At 69.0% G+C, this 21,071-nt stretch carries 18 protein-coding genes; 5 read left to right on the top strand and 13 right to left on the bottom strand.

Going from position 1 to position 21,071, the window contains the following annotated elements; translation table 11 throughout:
- Positions 1 to 21: 21 nt before the first annotated feature.
- From N2M23_RS17045 to N2M23_RS17025, 5 genes are all read right to left on the bottom strand, one after another.
- Complete coding sequence (locus tag N2M23_RS17045) at positions 22 to 1,350, bottom strand: Dyp-type peroxidase (RefSeq protein WP_265447140.1); 1,329 nt, start codon at positions 1,348 to 1,350, stop codon at positions 22 to 24.
- 88 nt (positions 1,351 to 1,438) lie between these two features.
- On the bottom strand, positions 1,439 to 2,059 hold the full coding sequence (locus tag N2M23_RS17040; protein ID WP_171156949.1) for a hypothetical protein: 621 nt from the start codon (positions 2,057 to 2,059) through the stop codon (positions 1,439 to 1,441).
- A 58-nt stretch (positions 2,060 to 2,117) separates the two neighbouring features.
- Positions 2,118 to 3,461: a Dyp-type peroxidase gene (locus N2M23_RS17035; protein WP_265447138.1), complete on the bottom strand. Its 1,344-nt coding sequence runs from the start codon at positions 3,459 to 3,461 to the stop codon at positions 2,118 to 2,120.
- 11 nt (positions 3,462 to 3,472) lie between these two features.
- Positions 3,473 to 4,081 carry a hypothetical protein gene (locus N2M23_RS17030; RefSeq protein WP_265447136.1) on the bottom strand — a complete coding sequence of 203 codons (609 nt, stop codon included), beginning with the start codon at positions 4,079 to 4,081 and terminating at the stop codon, positions 3,473 to 3,475.
- A 174-nt stretch (positions 4,082 to 4,255) separates the two neighbouring features.
- Entirely contained in the window at positions 4,256 to 5,596 is a 1,341-nt protein-coding gene (locus N2M23_RS17025; protein WP_265447135.1) for a PucR family transcriptional regulator, read from the bottom strand.
- A gap of 205 nt (positions 5,597 to 5,801) precedes the next feature.
- Between N2M23_RS17025 and N2M23_RS17020 the strand changes: the two genes are divergently transcribed.
- The gene (locus N2M23_RS17020) at positions 5,802 to 6,860 is read left to right on the top strand and encodes a glycerophosphodiester phosphodiesterase family protein (protein ID WP_265447133.1); all 1,059 of its coding nucleotides are present in this window, start codon (positions 5,802 to 5,804) and stop codon (positions 6,858 to 6,860) included.
- A 148-nt stretch (positions 6,861 to 7,008) separates the two neighbouring features.
- Here the strand turns inward: N2M23_RS17020 and aceE are convergent, their stop codons facing one another.
- The 8 genes from aceE to N2M23_RS16980 form a co-directional block, all read right to left on the bottom strand.
- Positions 7,009 to 9,771, bottom strand: a complete 2,763-nt coding sequence (gene aceE / locus N2M23_RS17015) for a pyruvate dehydrogenase (acetyl-transferring), homodimeric type (RefSeq protein ID WP_265447132.1) — start codon at positions 9,769 to 9,771, stop codon at positions 7,009 to 7,011.
- A gap of 137 nt (positions 9,772 to 9,908) precedes the next feature.
- Positions 9,909 to 10,730: a bifunctional allantoicase/(S)-ureidoglycine aminohydrolase gene (locus tag N2M23_RS17010; RefSeq protein ID WP_265447131.1), complete on the bottom strand. Its 822-nt coding sequence runs from the start codon at positions 10,728 to 10,730 to the stop codon at positions 9,909 to 9,911.
- Positions 10,727 to 12,079 (bottom strand): allantoinase AllB, encoded by a 1,353-nt coding sequence (gene allB, locus N2M23_RS17005; protein ID WP_265447130.1) that lies wholly within the window; start codon positions 12,077 to 12,079, stop codon positions 10,727 to 10,729. Before allB ends, N2M23_RS17010 begins: the two co-directional genes overlap by 4 nt.
- Entirely contained in the window at positions 12,076 to 13,227 is a 1,152-nt protein-coding gene (locus N2M23_RS17000; RefSeq protein ID WP_265447129.1) for a glycerate kinase, read from the bottom strand. The genes allB and N2M23_RS17000 overlap by 4 nt, the downstream gene beginning before the upstream one ends.
- Before the next feature lie 19 nt (positions 13,228 to 13,246).
- The gene (gcl, locus tag N2M23_RS16995; protein ID WP_265447128.1) at positions 13,247 to 15,016 is read right to left on the bottom strand and encodes a glyoxylate carboligase; all 1,770 of its coding nucleotides are present in this window, start codon (positions 15,014 to 15,016) and stop codon (positions 13,247 to 13,249) included.
- A complete protein-coding gene (locus N2M23_RS16990) occupies positions 15,013 to 15,987 on the bottom strand; it encodes a 2-hydroxy-3-oxopropionate reductase (protein WP_265447772.1) in 975 nt (324 codons plus the stop codon). Before N2M23_RS16990 ends, gcl begins: the two co-directional genes overlap by 4 nt.
- A gap of 117 nt (positions 15,988 to 16,104) precedes the next feature.
- On the bottom strand, positions 16,105 to 16,947 hold the full coding sequence (locus N2M23_RS16985) for a hydroxypyruvate isomerase family protein (RefSeq protein ID WP_265447127.1): 843 nt from the start codon (positions 16,945 to 16,947) through the stop codon (positions 16,105 to 16,107).
- Between the two features lie 101 nt (positions 16,948 to 17,048).
- Positions 17,049 to 18,320 carry a DUF6986 family protein gene (locus tag N2M23_RS16980; RefSeq protein ID WP_265447126.1) on the bottom strand — a complete coding sequence of 424 codons (1,272 nt, stop codon included), beginning with the start codon at positions 18,318 to 18,320 and terminating at the stop codon, positions 17,049 to 17,051.
- Positions 18,321 to 18,444: 124 nt separating this feature from the next.
- Between N2M23_RS16980 and N2M23_RS16975 the strand changes: the two genes are divergently transcribed.
- From N2M23_RS16975 to pucL, 4 genes are all read left to right on the top strand, one after another.
- Positions 18,445 to 19,221, top strand: a complete 777-nt coding sequence (locus N2M23_RS16975) for an IclR family transcriptional regulator (RefSeq protein ID WP_265447125.1) — start codon at positions 18,445 to 18,447, stop codon at positions 19,219 to 19,221.
- Between the two features lie 90 nt (positions 19,222 to 19,311).
- Positions 19,312 to 19,836: a 2-oxo-4-hydroxy-4-carboxy-5-ureidoimidazoline decarboxylase gene (gene uraD, locus N2M23_RS16970; protein WP_265447124.1), complete on the top strand. Its 525-nt coding sequence runs from the start codon at positions 19,312 to 19,314 to the stop codon at positions 19,834 to 19,836.
- Complete coding sequence (gene uraH, locus N2M23_RS16965) at positions 19,833 to 20,174, top strand: hydroxyisourate hydrolase (protein WP_265447123.1); 342 nt, start codon at positions 19,833 to 19,835, stop codon at positions 20,172 to 20,174. Before uraD ends, uraH begins: the two co-directional genes overlap by 4 nt.
- A 7-nt stretch (positions 20,175 to 20,181) precedes the next feature.
- Positions 20,182 to 21,069: a factor-independent urate hydroxylase gene (gene pucL, locus N2M23_RS16960; protein ID WP_265447122.1), complete on the top strand. Its 888-nt coding sequence runs from the start codon at positions 20,182 to 20,184 to the stop codon at positions 21,067 to 21,069.
- The last annotated feature ends 2 nt before the right edge of the window (positions 21,070 to 21,071 follow it).

The following is a 21,071-nucleotide window of genomic DNA, read 5'->3' as shown; positions in this document are numbered from 1 at the left end:
GCGGGTGAATGGGTTGTTGGGTCAGGTGTCGAGGTCCGCGATCCAGCGCAGAGCGCTCAGGCTCGGAAGGAAGCAGTACTCCCCGCCGCGGTTGACGACGAACGGTGGCAGTCCTTGGAAGCGGCGGCGGATCGGGGTGCGTGGAACGGTGAACTGTCCGTCGTCATTCGCGCCCACGAGCGGGTCTTTCTCGGCGGGGACGCCGATGAACTTGCCATCGTTGACCCACTGCGCCTGGACGAACTCGAATTGCCGGGCCAGATGAGCGCCGATGAAGGCGAAGACGATGCCGCGGTCGGCGCCGTCATCCTCGTAGACACCCTGGGGCAGCGGTGGGCCGTAGTTGGTGCCGCGCCGGATCATCCGATGCAGCCGCACCTCGCCGGTGATGATCGCGTCGCGAGGGTTCATTCGCCGGGCGTGCGAGCCGAGCGGACACTTCAGGCCGCGCGGGTCGTCGCCGTACTGGAAGTCGTTGTTCCGGTGCGGGTCGGCCCCGAGCTCCGGGTCGTCCCGGTCGGGCGACAAAGCAAGTGGGGCGCCACTGGGCCATCGGCCGACGACCTTGGCCGCCAGCAGCTCCTCGTCGGCTCGGTCGGCGGCACGGTCGCGCAGGTACTGACGGAAATCGGCGACTCGGGTGTGCAGCTTGCGGAAGGCGGCATAGGTGCCGCCTCGGCCCAGTATGTCGGGCTGCGGCACCGGCGCGATGCTGCCGGTCTCGTCTTCGAATCCCAGCAGGAACTCGCCCGCCTTCAACGGCTCTTCGCGGGAGTTGGTGCAGGGTATGGCGGCGCCCTCGATCGCCGGCTGGCCGATGCCGTCCTTGAAGCCGAACGGCTCCCGCTCATTGGGCGCAGCAAAGACCTCCTGCTGCCAGATGGTCGCCACCCCGGGCAGATCTCGCAAGGCGTCGCGAGCCAAGAGCAGGATCGCCTCCAATCGGGGGGTATCGGGAGCCAAGCCGACCAGCATGAGGTGGAGGTCTTTGGATCCCAGGGGACCCTCCCAGTTCGCTGGTGAGCTGTCGCCGAGATCGCCGAGCTCCGCCGCGCGAGCGGCCATGCCCTGCTGGAACTCGGGGGAGAAGGTCGCCAGCGAGTCCTCCGGCACGCCGATCGCGCGCAGGCCTTCGAAGCTGAACCCGATGGCGAGCGAGACCTGACGCTCGGCGTCGAAGGAAGCGACGGAGTCGAGCATCGGGAGCATCCGCTGCACGAGCGCTCGCGCCTGCCTGCGGTCGTCGATGCGCAACGCCAGATAGGTGCCGGCATACGGCGTTGGGCGCGGCTGGAGTACCGCCGCTTGAACGTCGGCAAGATTCGGGACACTGCCGTGGTCCGTACTCATGGTGTCGGGCAACCTCCAACACGGGTGTCGTGCACAGCGGGTCTACGGGAGGGGTGGGGTGCCCGCCCCCGCCTGCACGTGGACTGGATCAGGAAGAGGCCAGGTCGAGTAGGGGCTTCAGCGCGGGGTGCGAGAGTGCCTCCTCGGCCGCGGGGTTGTCGAGCACCTGCTGGAACGCCTGGTCCAACAGTTGCCCCTTGATGATCTGGGTCATCGTCACCGCGCCCAGAGGGTTGAAGTAGACCGCGGCCGGAGTCTGCCTGGACTGGATGATCTTTTTCAGGCCGGCGCTGGCTCTGCGGGCATTCGTCTCGAAGTCCGGGTGGTCCTTGTCCAGTGCGTCGATGCCGCCGGACTCCTCCAGCCACTGGACGATGACGTCGGCCTCGGTGGTGTGCTGCATCCAGTCAAAGAAGTGCGGGGCGCCGACGACCAGCAGTGCGTCTTCCAGGTAGGGGTCCCATTCGGTCTCGAAGGTCGTGGCCCACAACAATTGGCGGCCTTCGTCGAAGATGACGTGGCGGGAGTCGCGCAGCCCGGTCCGGATGGTCTCGGCGGGGTCGGAGGTGCGCAGCACCTCGACGAAGCGGTCCAACGCGGCCCGCAGTTGCTCTTCGTGACCCGGCTTGACGCCGAAGAACGCCGCAAGCTCGGAAACGACGCCGTCGCTCGTGCCCTTGCCGGAGTTTTTCTCGATGGTCGATGTCATGAACGTGTCCTTCAATTGTTCGCGAACTGTGCTGATCGACGTGTGTATCGCTGTCTGGTCAAGTCGATGGCTCTCGGCTCAGCCAGGCGATGGCCGAAAGGCTCGGCATGAAGAAGTACTCGCCGCCGAGCAGGGTGTTGAAGCTCTGGATGCCCTGCACGCGGCGAGGTGGGGTGCCGGGCACGGTGAAGCGCGCGCCGTCGTCCTGTCGGGAGATGAGCGGGTCCTTCTCCTTGTCGAGACCGACGAAGTTGCCGGAGTTCACCCACTCGCTCTGCAGGAACTCGACCGTGTCGACCGCTCGCGCGCTGATCGCGATGAAGTCCAGGCCGCGGCTCTTGCCGTCGTCGCGGGTCACGTCCTCGGCGACGGGGTCGCCGTAGGACGTGCCGCGGCGGATGATCCGCCGGATGCGCGTGTCGGTGAGGATCGCGAGCTTGGCGTCCCGGGGGTTCATCCGCCGGGTGTGCGCTCCGAGCGGAGTGCGCAGTCCGCGCGGGTCCCCACTGTAGGTGAAGTCGTTCAACCGGGTCGGGTCGTCGCCGATCGCGGGGTCGTCCCGGTCGGGGGACAGGGCGAGCGGGGCGCCGCTGCGCCATCGGCCCACCAGCTTGGCGCCGAGCAGATCTCGCTCCTGCGGGGTGCCGGCGTGGTCGTGCAGGAAACGATTGAACGCCGCAACGTGGGAGTGGTACTTGCGGAAGACCACGAAGGTGCCGTTGCGGCCGAGTACGTCGGGACTGGGCATCGGGAGCGGTTGGCCGGTCTCGCTGGGGTAGCCCAGCACGAACTCGCCCGGCCGGATGGGCCGACCGTCGCCGGGCATCGTCTCGGCGCCACTGCCTTCGACGGCCGGCTGCGCGAAGCCGTCGCGGTAGCCGAAGACGTTGAAGCCGGTCGCGCCGAAGTCCTGATGCGACAGCAGCCGAACGCCCGGCACCTGGTCCAGTTCGCGCGCGTAGCCCTCGACCGCCGCCTGCCACGCCTGCTCGCTGTCGGCATACACGCTGATCGCGAGGTGGGCGCGGCCGGTGCCGAACGGGAACTCCCAGTGCTCCGGGGCATTGGGGCCGGTGTCGCGCAGCCGCTCTGCGCGAGCGGCCATCCCTGCGCGGAAGTTGGCGGGGAACGACGCCAGGCTGCTCTCGGGGACGCCGAGAGCCACCAGGCCGGGATAGCTGATCGCCAGCATGGTCCACGCTGGCACCGGCTCGTCCCATCGGGCCGCGGAGGTGATCCGGGGCGAGAGCCGCCGTAGCAACTCGCGGCCCAATGCCGCATCGGTGATCTCCAGGATCGCGTGCGTGCCGTAGTAGGGCTCTGGCCGCGAACGCAGGACGGCGGCCTGGATGTCGTCCAGCTCGAGCGTCGGTCGTCGGGTCAGGCGGCGGAACAGATCCACGGGCGCGAACTTCAGTTGAGCTCGGTCAGGAAGCTCTGCACCGTGCGGTCGAGTCGCTTGAGACGGGTGGCGCCGGCGACCGTGAGGTTGGGGTGAGCGACGAACCATGCCTCGGCGGGCAGCTGATACTGGACGATGAAGTCCTTCACCTCCGGCGAGTGGATGCCCGGCCAGCCCTCGACGTTGCCGAAGAGGTGGTCCATCATCTCGGGGATCTTGGTGGCGAAGTCGTCGATGTAGGGGTCCCACTCGCCGTCGTATGCCGTCGCGAACAGCAGCTTGGTGTCGCCGTCGAGGAACACGAAGCGCATGTTGTGCAGGGTGCCGACATCGCCGGCCCCGGCGAGATTGCCGTCGACCAGCTTGAAGAACTTGCGCAGGCGCTCCGCGCCGCCGGGCTTCAGCGGCATGATCGCGGTCAACTCGGACACCTCGCCGCTCTTGGCGCCGACGCGGCCGGCCGTGGTGACGGCGTGCTCGGCCACTTCGTCCTTGTCGGCGAGCAGCTCGCCGACTCGCACCTTGAGCGCGACCTTCGCGTCGTCGATGACGGCGTCGACCTTCTGCCGGACCGTGGCGGGTAGGCCCTGGAATCGCTGCTCGAGCGACTGCTGACTCATCTTGTGCTCCTTCGGTGTCGCGCGCCCGGCGTCCGCCCGGCGCGGTGGAATCCCCACCGAATCCATTGCAACCCCGAGGCAGGCCGGAAGGCTTGGCCTCGGGTCCAAGGTTGTGCGCCGTGCATTGGGGTCTGGTGCAATCACCCGGTCGCTGCGCGTGGTGGCCGCCCGGGCTCAGGGCTCCGGATGGCTGACGGCGAACTCGTCGCCGAACTCTTCGACGAGCGCGAGTGCGGCCTGCAGTTGCATGCGCCGGTCGCCCACCGCACGTCCGCGCAGGGCCTCGGCCCGCCCGACCCGGTAGGCGACGGTGTTGCGCGCCACGTGCAGCGCCCCGGCTGCGGCGTTGAGGCTGCGTTCGTTGTCCAGATAGCACTTCAGCGTCGCCCGGAGGACGCCGGTCGCTTCGCCCGGTGCGGCGAGGTCGCCGAGCTCCCGGCGTACGAACTGGCGCGCGACGTCGTCGCGGTGGGTCAGCATCGTCAGCATGTCGACATCGCCGTAGTCCCACACCCGGCGGGGCTGCTTGGACGCCATGCCGACCCGGGCCGCTTCAAGGGCCTGCCCGTGGCTGGCCCGGAAGCCGGACACCCCCGCGCCGGGCAGGCCCGCGGCGACCTGAACGCCCGCGGTGGGCTCGTAGGAGCCGATGCTCGGAGCGGGGGCATTGCCGCGGACGGTCGAACCCCATGCCCACACGCGGCGCTGACCGATCGGCAGGACCAGGGCGGCGGAGTGTCCGGACGCGCGCAGCACCTGCGTCGCCGTCAACTCAAGCACGCCCGGGCCGGCCTGGGCCGCGTCCGCGACCCAGACGACGAGCGCGGTATGGCGTCGGGTCAGGTCGTACTCGAGCACCCTCGTTGCCCGCTCCGACGAGACCTCGGCGCCGCTCAGGATCTCGTCGACCAACTCCATGCGCACCGCCGCCGAGGTCGTCAGCCAGGCCGCCTGCACCCGGCTGAACTCCGCCGCCATCCGGGACGAGAGCAGGTCGGTGATGGCGAAGAGCCGCTCGGAGATCAGGCGCAGCGCGGCGAATCTCTCCTCGGGAGGCAGGCTGTCCGAAGCGGCCTCGACGAACTGGTGGTGGGCGTAGGTGTGGGCGACCTGGATGCTGCGCAGGATGTGCTCGATGCCGACGCCGCGGATGACCGCCTCGGCCGGCCCCGCGAAGACCTCGGGGGAGAGGACGGCGTCGAGGTCGAACTTCTCCCTGGCCAGGGCGGCCACGGTCTGGACCGCGACCACCTCGCACCCCTTGCGCATCTCCTGGACGAACCCGTCGACGCCGAGCTCGGGGATCACCGCGAGGATGCTCTGCGCCATGCCGCCCGCCACCTCGACCGCCCAGCCGATGGGCCCGGGCCCGACCCGGTCGACGAGCTCGGCGACGCAGGTGCGCGACAGCACGGCGTGGCTGATCACGTCGGGCTCGACCGGCTGCACGGCCCGGATCCAGGTCCCGTTCCCCGCCCCGACCGCCGGGTTGTACCCGTCCGCTATGCCGACCATGATCCGATCCTACTGATCAAATGATCAGTGTTGTAGTGATATTGGAAAAGTGGCGTTGGGCGCGCGGCCGTCAGGCGCGGTTCCGGCTGTTCATCCAACCGTCAGCGACATGGTGCCCGTATGCCGCGCCGACGTCTCTCACAGCAGGTCGACTGGAGCGCGTAGTGTCCGGCGATCTCGAGCCCGACGGGAGCGGCAACGAGCGATGGCGATCACCGACCAGCCGACTGCGACCCTCGATCCCCGGCGCGCTGCCTACCGGCTGGGCGCGGAGCCGCTCGTGGTCGGTCACCGCGGTGCCAGCGGATACCGGCCCGAGCACACGCTCGCGTCATACGAACTCGCGGCGCGGATGGGCGCCGACTCCCTCGAGCCGGATCTGGTGGCGACTCGCGACCACGTGTTGGTATGCCGGCACGACGCGGAGCTGTCGCGCTCGACCGACGTGGCAGACCACCCGGAGTTCGCCGATCGCCGCACGACGCGAGAGATCGACGGTGAGACCCAAACCGGTTGGTTCGTCTGCGATTTCACGGTTGCCGAGCTGAAGTCACTCTGGGCTCGCGAGCGCTTTGCGACCCTGCGGCAGTCGAACACCATCTACGAGGGACGGCTGCGGATCGCCACCTTCGAGGAGTTGCTGCGACTGCGCGCGCGACTCTCGCGGGAACTCGGCCGGGTGATCGGGCTGAGCCCGGAGCTGAAGCACACCACCTGGCATCGTTCGATCGGGCTGGACCTGGAGCGACCGCTCGTGACCGGGCTGCGCAGCGCCGGACTGGACCGGCCGAGCGCGCCGGTCTTCGTGCAGGCCTTCGAGCCGACCAGCCTCATGCGGCTGCGGCAGGAACTCGGCCTGCAGGCGCCGAGCATTCTGCTGACCGAGGCGGACGGCGGCCCGGTCGACCTACCGGGCCGCTGTTACGACGAGCTGTTGCAGCCGCCCGGCCTGCAACGTGTGCGTGAGTGGGCGACCGGTGTGGGACCGGCCAAGGACCAGGTGATCCCACGCCGCGCGAACGGCAGCCTCCGCGGGCCGACCGGTCTGGTGCGGGCGGCTCACGACGCTGGCCTGCGCGTCCACGTGTGGACCTTCCGCGCCGAGAATGCCTTCCTGCCAACGGATTTGCGGTCGAGCGAGTCCGGCGCAGACTTCGGCAACGTGCTCGCCGAGATGACGACCTTCCTGCACGCCGGCGTCGACGCGCTGATCACCGACCACGTCGACCTGGGCACGCTCGCCCGGTCCGAGGTCTTCGTCTGAGACGGGGGTCTCGATACGCGGCTCGCCCCTGGGGGCTCGCCGCTACTCGACCACCGTTGCGCGCGCGGCTACTCGACCACCTCTTGCTGGTCGAGTAGCCGGCGGAGCGCAGCGGGGGAGGCGTATCGAGACCCAGCGCCCGGCGTGGTTACGCGTCGCCTCCCGTATTGCCGGAGGTGCCGGCCTGCACGTTGAGCAACTCGTACTTCGCTGCGGCGTCGCGCGGCACCTGCGGGTCGACCTCGCCGCGCTTGGCGAGCGTCTGCAGGGTGCGCACCGCGAGCGACGGGCCGTCGATGTGGAAGTAGCGCCGGGCGGCCGCCCGAGTGTCGCTGAAGCCGAAACCGTCGGCGCCGAGCGCGACGTAGTCGCCGGGCACCCACGGGCGGATCTGCTCCTGCACCTCGGTCATCCAGTCCGAGACCGCCAGCACCGGCCCGGGTGCGTCCTGCAGCTTCTGGGTGACGAACGGCACCTTCTGCTCGTCCTCCGGGTGCAGGAAGGCCTGCTCGTCGACCTCCGCACCGTCGCGCCGCAGCTCGTTCCACGACGTCACCGACCACACGTCGGCGACCACGCCCCAGTCGTCCTTGAGCAGCTGCTGCGCCTCGAGCGCCCACGGCACCCCGACGCCCGACGCGAGTAGCTGCGCCCGCGGCGCATCGTCGGCGACGCCGTCGGTGCTGCCCTCCGCGATGCGGTGCATGCCCCGCAGGATGCCCTCGACGTCGACGGCGGCCGGCTCCGCGGGCTGCTGCATCGGCTCGTTGTAGGCGGTCAGGTAGTAGATGACGTTCTCCGGGTTGTCCCCGAACATCCGCCGCAGACCGTCCTGCATGATGTGCGCGATCTCGTAGCCGTATGCCGGATCGTAAGCAACCACAGCGGGATTGGTCGCCGCGAGCAGGTGCGAGTGCCCGTCGGCGTGCTGCAGCCCCTCGCCGGTCAGCGTCGTGCGGCCGGCGGTGGCGCCGATCAGGAATCCGCGCGACATCTGGTCGGCGGCCGCCCAGATGAAGTCACCGGTGCGCTGGAAGCCGAACATCGAGTAGAAGATGTAGATCGGCACCATCGGCACACCGTGCGTGGCGTATGACGTGCCGGCCGCGGTGAACGCTGCGACCGAGCCCGCCTCGTTGATCCCGAGGTGCAGGATCTGCCCGTCGGTGGCTTCCTTGTAGGCGAGCATGAGCTCGGCGTCGACCGAGGTGTAGTGCTGCCCGTGCGGGTTGTAGATCTTGGAGGTCGGGAAGAACGAGTCCATCCCGAAGGTGCGCGCCTCGTCGGGGATGATCGGCACCACGTGCTTGCCGAACTCCTTGTCGCGCATCAGGTCTCGCAGGATGCGCACGAAGGCCATCGTGGTGGCGACCTCCTGCTTGCCGGAGCCCTTCTTGGCCACGGCATACGCCTTGTCGTCCGGCAGCTTCAGTGCGCTCGCGGTGTGCCGGCGGCTCGGCACGCCGCCGCCGAGCTTCTCCCGGCGCTCACGCAGATACTGGATCGCCGGGTCGCTCTCACCCGGGTGGTAGTACGGCGGCAGGTAGGGGTTGTCCTCCAGCTGCTTGTCGCTGATCGGGATCTGCAGCGAGTCGCGGAAGTTCTTCAGGTCGTCCAGCGCCAGCTTCTTCATCTGGTGCGTGGCGTTGCGGCCGGCGAAGTGGGTGCCGAGGCTGTAGCCCTTGATGGTCTTGGCCAGGATGACCGTCGGCTGACCGTGGTGTTCGGTGGCGGCCCGGTAAGCGGCATACACCTTGCGGTAGTCGTGCCCGCCGCGCTTGAGCTTCCACCAGATGTCCTCGTCGGACCAGTCCTTGACCATCTCGCGGGTGCGCGGGTCGCGTCCGAAGAAGTGCTCGCGCACGTAGGCGCCGTCGTTGGCACGGAAGGTCTGGTAGTCCCCGTCCGGGGTGGAGTTCATCAGGTTGACCAGGGCGCCGTCGCGGTCGGCCGCAAGCAGCGGGTCCCAGCCGCGGCCCCAGATGTCCTTGATGACGTTCCAGCCGGCGCCGCGGAAGAAGCTCTCCAGCTCCTGGATAATCTTGCCGTTGCCGCGGACCGGGCCGTCGAGTCGCTGCAGGTTGCAGTTGATCACGAAGGTGAGGTTGTCCAGCTCCTCGTTGGCGGCCAGTTGCAGCAGCCCGCGCGACTCCGGCTCGTCCATCTCGCCGTCGCCGAGGAATGCCCACACGTGCTGCGCGCTGGTGTCCTTGAAGCCGCGTGCCTGGAGGTACTTGTTGAACTGCGCCTGGTAGATCGCGTTCATCGGGCCGATGCCCATGGAAACCGTTGGGAATTCCCAGAAGTCGGGCATGTTGCGCGGGTGCGGGTATGACGGCAGCCCCATCCGCTGGCCCTGCACGATGTGCGAGTGCTCCTGCCGGAAGCCGTCGAGCTGGTCCTCCGACAACCGGCCCTCGAGGAACGCCCGGGAATAGATGCCGGGGGAGGCGTGACCCTGGATGAAGACCTGGTCGCCGCCGCCCGGATGGTCCTTGCCGCGGAAGAAGTGGTTGAAGCCGACCTCGTAGAGGGTCGCGGCGGACGCGTAGGTGGAGATGTGGCCGCCGACGCCGACACCCGGGCGCTGTGCGCGGTGCACCATGATCGCGGCATTCCACCGGATCCAGGCGCGGTAGCGGCGCTCGACCTCTTCGTCACCGGGGAACCAGGGCTCGGCCTCCGGGCTGATCGTGTTGATGTAGTCGGTGGCCGTCAGCGACGGCACCCCGATCTGCCGCTGCCGCGAGCGTTCGAGCAGCTTGAGCATCACATAGCGCGCCCGTGCCTGCCCTCCCTCGTCGATCACGCCGTCGAGCGAGTCCAGCCATTCCTGGGTCTCCTCGGGGTCGATGTCAGGCAGCTGGCTGGGGATTCCGTTGAGGATCGGTCCTGCGTCCTCGCGCGCCATGAGTGGCTCCTCTCATGTGGCACTAGCGTCGTCATGCGACTTCGTTGTCGGTGCCTCCATCCTCCACCCGGCCTCGCGCGTGCGCGTGCGCGGGGTCTTGACCGATGGGTAACGGAGGGCGTATGGCGAGTGCGGGCTTACGGCAGGTTGAGCGCCGCGTGCCGGTTGACGTCCTTGTAGAGCAGGTAACGGAACCGGCCGGGCCCGCCGGCGTAGCAGGCCTGCGGGCAGAAGGCGCGCAGCCACATGAAGTCGCCGGCCTCGACCTCGACCCAGTCCTTGTTGAGCAGGTAGACCGCCTTGCCCTCCAGCACGTAGAGGCCGTGCTCCATCACGTGCGTCTCCGGGAACGGGATCACCCCGCCCGGCTCGAAATTGACGATGTTGACGTGCATGTCGTGGCGCACGTCGGAGGGGTCGACGAAGCGCTGTGTCGTCCAGCGTCCGTCGGTGTCCGGCATGGCGCCGGCCTCCACGTCGGACTCGTGGGTGACGAACGCCTCCGGGGCGTCGATGCCCTCGACGGCCTCGTAGCGCTTGCGGATCCAATGGAAGGTGGCGGTGGCGTCGCTGGTGTTGTGCAGCGCCCACTGCGTGCCCGGCGGGACGAAAACATAACTGCCGGGCTGGAGTTCGTGCTGCTCGCCGGCGAGGTCGAGCCGCAGTGCGCCGTCGACCACGAAGAGCACGCCTTCTGCGGCGGGGTTGAGCTCCGGCTTGTCGCTGCCGCCGCCGGGGGAGACCTCGACGATGTACTGCGAGAACGTCTCGCTGAAGCCGGTGAGCGGGCGGGCGAGCACCCAGAGCCGGGTGGCGTCCCAGAAGGGCAGGTTGCTGGTGACGATGTCGGTCATCGTGCGGGCGGGCAGCACCGCGTAGGCCTCGGTGAAGACCGAGCGATCGGTGGTCAGGTCGGTCTGCGCGGGGAGCCCTCCGCGTGGTGTGTAGTAACCGCTCATGGTGTCCTTTCGTGTCGCAAGAGGGTGCCGGTCGGTGACCTGTCGAGGCTGATCTCGTTGCCGCGCAACCAGATCCGGTCAGCCCGGCCGGCGAGCGTGAGGTCCTGGTATGCCGTGAGCTTGTTCTTGTGCTGCAGCGTCGCCGCGTCGACCACGGTCTCGGCGTCGGGGGAGTAGGCGACCAGATCGGCGTCGCCACCGACCGCGATGCGGCCCTTGCGCCGCAGACCCACCAGGTCGGCGGGCGCGCTCGCCATCCAGCCGGTCACCTCGGCGAGGGTGCGCCCCCGCCGGCGGGCCTCGGTCCAGACGGCCGAGAGCGCGAGTTGCACGCTGGCGACCCCGCCCCATGCGCTCGCCAGGTCACCCTGCTTGAGATCGACCGTGCAGGGCGAGTGGTCGCTCACGATGCAGTCGATCGTGCCGTCCGCCAGCGCCTCCCACAGCTGGGATCGGTTGGTGTCACTGCGGATCGGCGGGCAGCACTTGTGCGCGGTCGAGCCGTCGCGGATGGTCTCGGCGGTGAAGGTGAGGTAGTGCGGACAGGTTTCGACCGTCAACCGCACGCCACGCGCTTTTGCTGCCCGGATCGCGGGCAGCGCTGCGGCACTGGACAGGTGCAGGATGTGCGCCCGGCCGCCGGTCTCCTCGGCCGCGGCGATCACCGCCTCGATCGCGGTGACCTCGCCGGCGTCGGGGCGGGAGGCGGTGAAGTCGGCGTAGCGGTTGCTGTGCGTCGGCGGGGTCGCCGCGAGAGTCGCGGCGTCCTCGGCGTGCACGATGAGCAGGGCGTCCAACTCGGCGCACCGGCGCAGGTAGGTCACCAGCTCGTCGGCTGCGAGCGGCGGGAACTCCGGCACGCCGGAGTCGGCGAGGAAGCACTTGAAGCCGAAAACGCCTGCTGCGTCGAGCGTTTCCAGGTCATTGAGGTTGCCGGGTATGGCGCCGCCCCAGAACCCGACGTCGACCCAGACCTGCGGGCGAGCTGCGTCGCGTTTGGTCGCCAGTGCCGCGGCGGTGGTGGTCGGCGGGAGGCTGTTGAGCGGCATGTCGACGATCGTGGTGGTGCCGCCGGCCAGGGCCGCTCGGGTGGCGGTGGTGAAGCCCTCCCAGTCGGTGCGCCCTGGCTCGTTGACATGCACGTGGGTGTCGACCATGCCGGGCAGCAACACCTGGTCGGGCCGGAGGATGATGGTTTCGGTTGGTTGCCAGCCGGTTTCGGCGGACGCGTCGGGTCCGGTGAGGACGGCGACCACGCGTCCGGCGTCGATCACGACGGTCGCCGGCTGCTCTCGATCGTCGACGACGGCGCGGTCGGCGTGGACGAGCAGGTCTGCGTGCTGGGTCATCGCACCTCATTGGTTTGGGGACGGACGAGAGTCTCAAGGTCAGTGGCGATCCGCGCCCCGACCGTCTCCAGGAGCCGAGCGGCGTCGCGGATCGAGGTCTGCGGGTCCGGCGCGAGGTCGCTGAGTGGGTAGGCGTGCGAGATGCCGACTTCGGCCAACTCGGTCTCGCTGAGGGTGACCCGGCCGGCCACCGCGACGACCGGCACGCCTCGTCGGGCGCCGGCCGCCGCGACCCCGACGGGTGCCTTGCCCTGCAGACTCTGCGCGTCGAGCGAGCCCTCGCCGGTCACCAGAAGGTCTGCCCCGGCAAGCTTCTCGTCGAGGCCGACGAGATCGAGCACCACGTCGATGCCGGGTCGGAAACGGGCGCCGAGCAGCAGCGCCGCGAACCCGGCGCCACCGGCAGCGCCCGCACCGGGACTCATCGCCAGCGCGCTCGCACCGGTGTCGGTCTCGGTGAGTACGTCGACGAATCCGCCGAGCAATGCTTCGAGTTCGAGCACCTGCTGGTGGGTCGCCCCCTTTTGCGGCCCGTAGACGGCGGCCGCCCCGTCGGAGCCGAGGAGGGGGTTGGTGACGTCGCTGGCGAGCGTCAGATCGACGCCGATCAGCAATTCAGCGGCCGGTTGCAGGTCGGCGCGGCGCAGCCGGGCCAGTGCTGTCGCGCCCGGACCGATCGCAGCGCCCGACGCGTCGGTGAGCTGCGCGCCGAGAGCCTGCAGCAGACCGGCGCCGCCGTCGGTGCTTGCCGAGCCACCGACCCCGATCACGATGTCCCGGGCACCCTGCTCGACCGCTGCACGGATCGCTTGGCCGACACCCCGGCTCGACGCCGTCATCGGTGCCGGCACACCGTCGGGCAGCAACTGCAGGCCACACGTCGACGCGAGTTCCACGACCGCACGGTCGGAGAGCGTCGCGATGTATGTCGAGACCGGTGCGCCGGTGGGCCCCTCCACGTCCACCGAAGACGACCGGTAGCCGGCAGCGAGTGCGGCGTCGACGGTGCCGTCGCCGCCGTCCGCGACCGGTAGCTGGACGACCTCCGTGCCAGGAGCGGCTCCCGTCATACCGATGGAAAGGTGGTGTGCGACGTCGGCCGCGGACAGTGATCCCTTGAACTTGTCCACCGCGACGACGATCTTCATGACCGCATTCTCATCCAACTCAGTCGAGCATCGCGATCGTGGCCGTCGGGGCGTCCGCGCCGGAGGCGGCCAGCTCCTCGAACTCCACGACGTTGTCGATTTCGGTGCCCATCGACACGTTGGTGACCCGTTCCAGGATCACCTCCACCACGACCGGCACCTCGAACTCGACCAACAGCTTCTTGGCCAGCTCCAGCGCGGGGAGGATGTCGTCCGGTTCGGTGACCCGGATTGCCTTGCAGCCCAGGCCTTCGGCGACCTTGACGTGGTCGACGCCGTAGCCGCCGACCTCGGTCGAGTTGACGTTGTCGAACGACAGTTGGACGCAGTAGTCCATGTCGAAGCCGCGTTGTGCCTGGCGGATCAGACCGAGGTAGGCGTTGTTGACCACGACGTGGATGTAGGGCAGATGGAACTGTGCCCCGACGGCCAACTCCTCGATCAGGAACTGGAAGTCGTAGTCGCCGGACAGTGCGACCACGGTGGCCTCCGGGTCGGCTGCGGCGACGCCGAGGGCAGCCGGCACGGTCCAGCCGAGTGGTCCCGCCTGGCCGGCGTTGATCCAGTGGCGCGGCTCGAAGACGTGCAGCAGCTGCGCGGCCTGGATCTGCGACAGTCCGATGGTCGACACGTAGCGGGTGTCCGGCCCGAACGCGGTGTTCATCTCCTGGTAGACCCGTTGCGGCTTGATCGGCACCGTGTCGAAGTTGGTCTTGCGCTGCAGACTGCTGCGTCGCGCGCGGCAGTCGTCGGCCCACGCGGTGCGGTCGGGGAGGGTGCCACGCTCGCGGGCGACCGCGACGAGCTGCTCCAGGGCGGCGCCGGCATCGGACACGACTCCGTAGTCGGGCGCGAAAACCCTTCCGATCTGGGTGGGTTCGATGTCGATGTGCACGAACGTGCGGCCTGCGGTGTAGGTCGCAACCGACCCGGTGTGCCGATTGGCCCACCGGTTGCCGATGCCGAGCACGAAGTCGGACTCCAGGAGCGATGCGTTGCCGTAGCGATGCGACGTCTGCAGCCCGACCATGCCGGCCATCAGCGGGTGGTTATCCGGCATCGAACCCCAGCCCATGAGGGTGGGTATGACGGGAACCCCTGTCAGCTCGGCGAATTCGACGAGTGCCGCAGACGCGTCGGCGTTGACGATGCCGCCACCGGCCACGATCAGCGGCCGCTCCGCCTGGGCGAGCAGGTCGAGCACCCGGGCCGCCTGTGCCCGGGTCATCGCCGGCTTGTCGACCGGCAGCGGCTCATAGGTGTCGATGTCGAAATCGATCTCGGCTTGCTGCACGTCGATCGGCAGATCGACCAGGACCGGTCCGGGTCGTCCGGACCGCATCACCTGGAACGCTCGCTGGAAGGTCCCGGGGACCTGTCCGGCCTCCATGACCGTGCTGGCCCACTTGGTGACCGGTCCGGCGACGGCGGAGATGTCGACCGCCTGGAAGTCCTCCTTGTGCAGCTTGTCGACCGGTGCCTGTCCGGTGATGGCCAGGATCGGGATCGAGTCGGCCTGCGCGGAGTAAAGGCCGGTGATCATGTCCGTTCCGGCCGGGCCCGAGGTGCCGACGCAGACGCCGATGTTGCCGGCACGGGCGCGGGTGTAACCCTCGGCCATGTGCGAGGCGGCCTCGACATGGCGCGCCAGCACGTGGTGCAGGCCACCGTGCGCGCGCAATGCGCTGTAGAACGGATTGATCGCCGCGCCGGGAAGGCCGAAAAGCTGCGTGGCGCCTTCCTTTTCAAGGATCAGGACGGCCGCGTCGACGGCCCGCATGCGGGTCATGCCGATGCCTCCTGCCCGTCCGCGGACTGACCGGACAGGCGTCGGACACCGCGCAGCAGGGCGCTGTGGTCCAGGCTGCCGTCACCACAAGCGCGGGCCGAACCCACCAGCTGGGCGACGACGGCGCCGAGCGGGATCGCAACACCGGCCTCGCGGGCGGCGGCTGTCACGATGCCCATGTCCTTGTGGTGCAGATCGATCCGGAAACCCGGGTCGAAGGTGTTGGAGGTGACGTTGGCACGCTTCTGGTCGAGCACCGCGCTGCCGGCCAGCCCGCCGCCGAGCACGTCGAGCGCCGCGTCGAGGTCGACGCCGTGCGCCTGGAGGAAGACGACCGCCTCCGCGAGCAGCTCGATGTTGCCTGCGACGATCAGCTGATTGGCCGCCTTCACCGTCTGGCCCGCGCCATTGCCACCCACGTGCACGATCGTCGCGCCCACCGCGTTGAGCACCGGCTGGGCCTGCGCAAAATCAGCCTCGGAGCCACCGACCATGATCGACAACTTGGCCGACTTGGCGCCGGTCTCGCCGCCGGACACTGGTGCATCGACCAACCGGAATCCTTTCTCCTCTGCGGATTTCGCCAGGTCCGCGGTGATGTCAGGCCGGATGGTGGAGAAGTCGATCACCAGGGTGCCGGGTGCCGCGTGGGCGAACACACCGTCGTCACCGAGCAGGACGTCCTGGACGTCTGGGGAGTCCGGCACCATCACGCAGACGATGTCGGCGCCCTCGACGGCGTCGGCGAGGCTCTCGGCGGCAGTGCCGCCGGCGTCGACCAGGGCCTGGGTGCGGGCCGGCGGCGGGTTGTAGCCGCGCACCGAGAAACCGGCGCGTTGCAGGTTGACCGACATCGGGTTGCCCATGATGCCGAGGCCGATGAATGCGATGGTGCTGTTGTTCGTGCTCACTCCTGGCTCCTTCGGGTGAGTTGTGCGGTGGGAGACGGTTGTTCGGGTGCTGGTCTCGATACGCGGCTCGTTCCTCGCCGCTACTCGACCAGCGTGGGCGCGGCTCGTTCCTCGCCGCTACTCGACCAGCGTGGGCGCGGCTCGTTCCTCGCCGCTACTCGACCAGCGGGTTGGGGTTTACTCGACCAGCGAGGCGGTGCCGGCGCGGTTCTCGCGGGGCAGCCAGGCATCGAGGCCGCGGGCGGTGTCACCGATCGGCTTGTACTCCAACGCGACCCGGCCGCGATAGCCGCGCTCGGCGAGTGCATCGAGTGGGCCGTCGAGGTCCAGCACGCCGGTGCCGGGTTCGCCCCGTCCGGGTGCGTCGGCGACCTGCACGTGCGCGACCCGGTCGCCATACCGCTCGACGACCGTGGTGAGATCATCACCATTCGTCGCCAAATGGTAGAGATCACAAAGGAATCCGAGATTCCTGGTGCCGGTCTCGGCCGCGACGCTGTCGATCACGCTGACGGCGTCGGCGGCCGTCTTGACCGGGTAGGTGGGGCTGCCGCTGACCGGCTCGATGAGCACGGTGCCGCCGATCTCGGCGACCGCGGCCCCGGCGGCGGCGAGTGCCTCCACGGCATACGCATCGGCAGTCGCCGGATCCTCGCCCGGTGCCCGGTTGCCGTAGAGCGCGTTGAACTGCCGGCAGCCGAGTCGCTCGCCGAGCGCGGCAACGACGGGGAGGTTGGCTTCCCACTCACCACGCCGCGCCGCCAGGCAGACGATGCCCCGCTCGCCGGCGAGCATGTCGCCGGCGAAGAAGTTGAGCCCGGTCAGTTGTACCCGGGCGTCCTCGATGGCGGTGACGAAGTCGGAGCGATCCTGCTCGGTCGGGGTGGCGGTCGGCCACGGCCACCAGCACTCGACGGCGGTGAAACCGGCCGCAGCAGCGGCGGCGGGCCGGGCGAGGAACGGCAGGTCGGCGAACAGCATCGAGATGTTCGCGACCCAGGGGCGGAGGGTGTTCGTCATTCTGGACTCCAATTCCGTGATGCGGAATCATAATTTCGAATGACGTAAGAGTGTCACGCTCTTTGGACTCGGTCAACCATTTCGGACAGATCGGCCGCACTTCACTGCGACAGCTCGGAGAGGGTGGAAACCCCTGCCCCGCAAGCGGTTTCGACTTCCGCGCTGTCGAGGGCGCCGCAGTGCACGCCGCGCAACAGCGCCGCCGCGAGCATCCGGGCCGTGGCCGGCTCGTCCATCACGTCGCCACCCGCGGAGCGGTCGAGGTAGGTCGCCAGCCGTGCCGCCGCGCCGGGCAGCGCGGCTCGGAAGAACAGGAAGTTGGCCAGGTAGCGCGACACCAGATGGCCCGGGTGCATGTCCCAGCCCTGATAGATCCCGCGCACGAGCGAGCGCTCGACCAGCGCCGTGTGCAGCGCCCAGGTCGCGTGGGCCGCCTCGCGGTCGCCGAACGCGACGACGTTGGTGGAGCCGTCGCACACCCGCGCTCCGGTCTGGGCGGCGGCGACCTGCATGACGGCTTTCGCATGATCGGCGGCGGGGTGGTCGAGCGCCTGGTAGGGCGCCGCGATGCCGAGGCCGGCGCTGTAGTCGTAGGTGCCGTAGACCAGCGAGGTCACCCGACCCTCGGTGACGTGCACCATCGGCGCAACCGACGCCAGTCCGTCGGAGCCGAGGATTGCCTGCGGGGTCTCCACCTGGATCTCGAAGGTGAGGCTGCGGGCCGGCAGCCGCAACTCTCGTTCGAGTGCGCCGCACGCGGCGGTCATCGCGCTGACCTGGTCGACGCTGGTGACCTTCGGCAGGGTGAGCACGGTGTGTGGCGCGCTGTCGGCGTCGAGCAGGCCCGCGTCGCGCACGGCATACAGGTAGTCCACGAGCGTGCGCAGTCCGCGCGCCCGGGTGGGTGCCTCGAAGGATTTGAAGCGGATCCCGCGCCATGCCGGGAGCGTCCCGGCGGACTGCAGCGACGCGAAAGCCTCGACCACCTGCTGCAGGTGCGCGTCCTCGGCGTCATCGCTCCGCACGCCGTACCCGTCCTCGAAGTCGGCGCGCAGGTCCTCGATCGGTTCGCGGCTCAGCTTGCTGGTGAGCCGGTCGTAGACCTGCGCCACGTCGTCGGCGGATTGCCCTGTGGCGCTTGCGAGTTCACCCGCATTCGGAGCGTATGACGCAAGGAGCTCCAGCGCGGTCGGACCCCACTGGCCGATCGCCTGCGCGGTGCACCGGTCGGCGGGCACATAGACGGTGTGCACCGGGTGGCGGCCGCTCGCCGCGCCCGGATATTGCGAGCCGAGCGCCGCATCGGCGGCGGACAGCTGGGCGTCCAGTTGCGCGGTCAGGTTGCTGCGGAAGTCTGCTCGGGGGTCGGCCATGATGGCACCTCTCACGTCGGATGGGGCACGGGCCGTCGGCGGACGGGACCTGCGTGCGGGTTATTTCGTATCATGGAGTTTCAATTCCATGTCAGGCTTCGGCCGGACACGTCCAAGGAGAGTCATGGCAGCGGAGCGTTCCGGCACAGCGGCGAAATCGGCCGGCGGGGTGCAGTCGGTCGGGCGCGCGCTCGACATCCTGGAGCTGATCGACGCGGCCGGCGGCCGGATGGCGCTGGTCGAGATGAGTGCCAAGTCGGGACTGCCGATGCCGACCATTCACCGCATCGTGCGCACCCTGGTCGACCGCTCCTATCTGCGGCAGCTGCCCGACCGGCGTTACGCGCTCGGCTCCCGGCTGATCCCGCTCGGCAACAGCGCCCGCGACGTCTTCGGCTCGCAGAGCAGCGCCGCGCTCGCCTCGGTCGTCGACCAGTTGGGGGAGACCGCCAATCTCGCGGCGCTCGACGGCGACCTGCTCGTGTATGTCGGGCAGGCGCCGTCCCCGCACGCCATGCGGATGTTCACCCAGCTCGGCGAGCACGTGCACCCGCACTGCCGTGCGGCCGGCAAGGCGCTGCTGTCTCAGCTGCCCGACGACCAGGTGCGCGGCATCCTCGGCCGGGTCGGCATGCCGTCGATGACGGCGACCACGATCACCGATCCCGACGCCTTCGTCGCGGAGCTTGCGACCGTGCGCGCCGAGGGGATCGCGCACGACCGCAGTGAGATGGAGGACGGTGTGGTGTGCCTGGCCGCTCCGGTGCCGAGCGCGACCACGCAGCTCGCGGTGTCGATCTCCGGGCCGGTGTCGCGGATGACCGACGACCTGCAGCGCAGGGCGATCCCGGTGCTGCGCACCGTGGCCGACCGGCTCGCGACCGAACTCGCGAGCGCCTGACCGGCCTCGCGTCCCGGGCGGAGCGTTTGTGCTTCGAGAAATCCCGCGAATCCCTTGACAGCGGGAAGCGATAGCATCGACTATTCCTGAATGCGGAACGCAAATTCCATTAGATGGAAGTCGTGGGACGAGTTCAACGACCAGCCGTTGACGACCGTCGTGGCCGGGTTGCTCCCGCTCTGCGGCAGTCGCCGATGGGCGCACGAGGTCGCCGCCCGCCGTCCGTATGACGCACGCACCGCTCTGCTCCAGGCATCCGACGCGGCGTTCGCCGGTCTCACCGAGGCAGATCTCGCCGAGGCGCTCGCCGGCCATCCGCGCATCGGCGACCGGGTGCGCGGCGACGGAGCCGCAGCGACCCTGTCGCGATCGGAACAGGCGTCGATGGCCGATGCCGATGCCGACGTCTCCGAGGCGATCCTGCGCGGAAGCGCCGACTACGAAAGCAAATTCGACCGCGTCTTCCTGATCCGTGCCGCAGGGCGCACCCCGCAGGAGATGCTGGGGGAGTTGCGTCGCCGACTCGGCAACAACCCCGAGACCGAGGTCGCCGAGGTGCGCGAGCAATTGCGCCAGATCACGACCCTGCGACTCGAGGGAGCCTTCCCGGCATGACGTCATCGCTGTCCACCCATGTGCTCGACGCCGTCCGGGGCGCACCCGCGCCCGGCATCGCCGTCGAGGTGCACACCCGCACTGCCTCCGGAAACGATTGGGAAACCATCGGATCCGGGGTCACCGACGATGACGGGCGAGTCACCGCCCTGGTGCCGAACGGCCTCGCGCCGGGCGAGCACCGCATCGTCTTCGCCACCGGCGCGTTCTTCGAGCGGGCCGGGGTCCGGGCCTTCTATCCCGAGGTGGCGATCACCTTCGTCGTCGACGAAGAGCGGCACTACCACGTGCCGTTGCTACTGAGTCCGTTCGCGTTCTCCACCTATCGAGGGAGCTGATCTCCACATGTCCTACGTCCTCGGGCACAACCAGTACGGCAAGGCGCAAGTGCACGTCGTGCGGGTTTTCCGCGACGACCCCAATGCGCCCCACGACATCGTCGACTACAACGTATCCGTCGCGTTGACAGGCGATTTCGACGACGCCCACATCACCGGCGATCAGGCGAAGGTGCTGACCACCGACGCCTGCAAGAACACCGTCAACGCCTTCGCCAAGGAGGCCGGCGAGGCGGTGCGGCAGCCGGAGTCCTTTGGCCTCGCCCTCGCCGAGCACTTCGCCAAGGTGCCGCAGGTCGAGCGCGTCCGGGTCAACATCGAGGCGTTCCCGTGGCAGCGCGCCCACAATCACCCGCACGCGTTCGTCAAGAACGGCGACTATGTGCGCACCGTGACCGTCACCCGGTCGGAGGGCGAGTCGACCGTGGTGAGCGGCCTCAAGGACCTGACCGTGCTGAAGACGACCGACTCGGAGTTCCACGGCTTCTACCAGGACAAGTACACCACCCTGCAGCCGACCAACGACCGGATCATGGCGACAGCGGTCACCGCACAGTGGGCGCACGACGCGACCGACGTCGACTGGGACAAGTCCTTCGACTCCGTCCTGGACGCGATCACCGGCAGCTTCGCCGCGGCATACAGCTATGCCCTGCAGCACACCCTGTGGGAGATGGGCACGGCGGTGCTGGACGCCGCGCCGAGCATCGCCGAGGTGCGCTTCAGCTGCCCGAACAAGCACCACTTCGTGATCGACCTCAGCCACTTCGGGCTGGAGAACAACAACGAGGTGCACCACGCCGCCGACCGCCCCTACGGCCTCATCGAGGCGACCATCAAACGGTCCGACGAGGTCGACATGACCGCCGCCTACGACCCCGGACAGGCCTGGTAATC

It is taken from the genome of Flexivirga meconopsidis (genome assembly GCF_026162425.1).
Taxonomy (GTDB): Bacteria; Actinomycetota; Actinomycetes; order Actinomycetales; family Dermatophilaceae; genus Flexivirga; species Flexivirga meconopsidis.
This window is presented reverse-complemented; position numbering and strand designations above follow the sequence as displayed.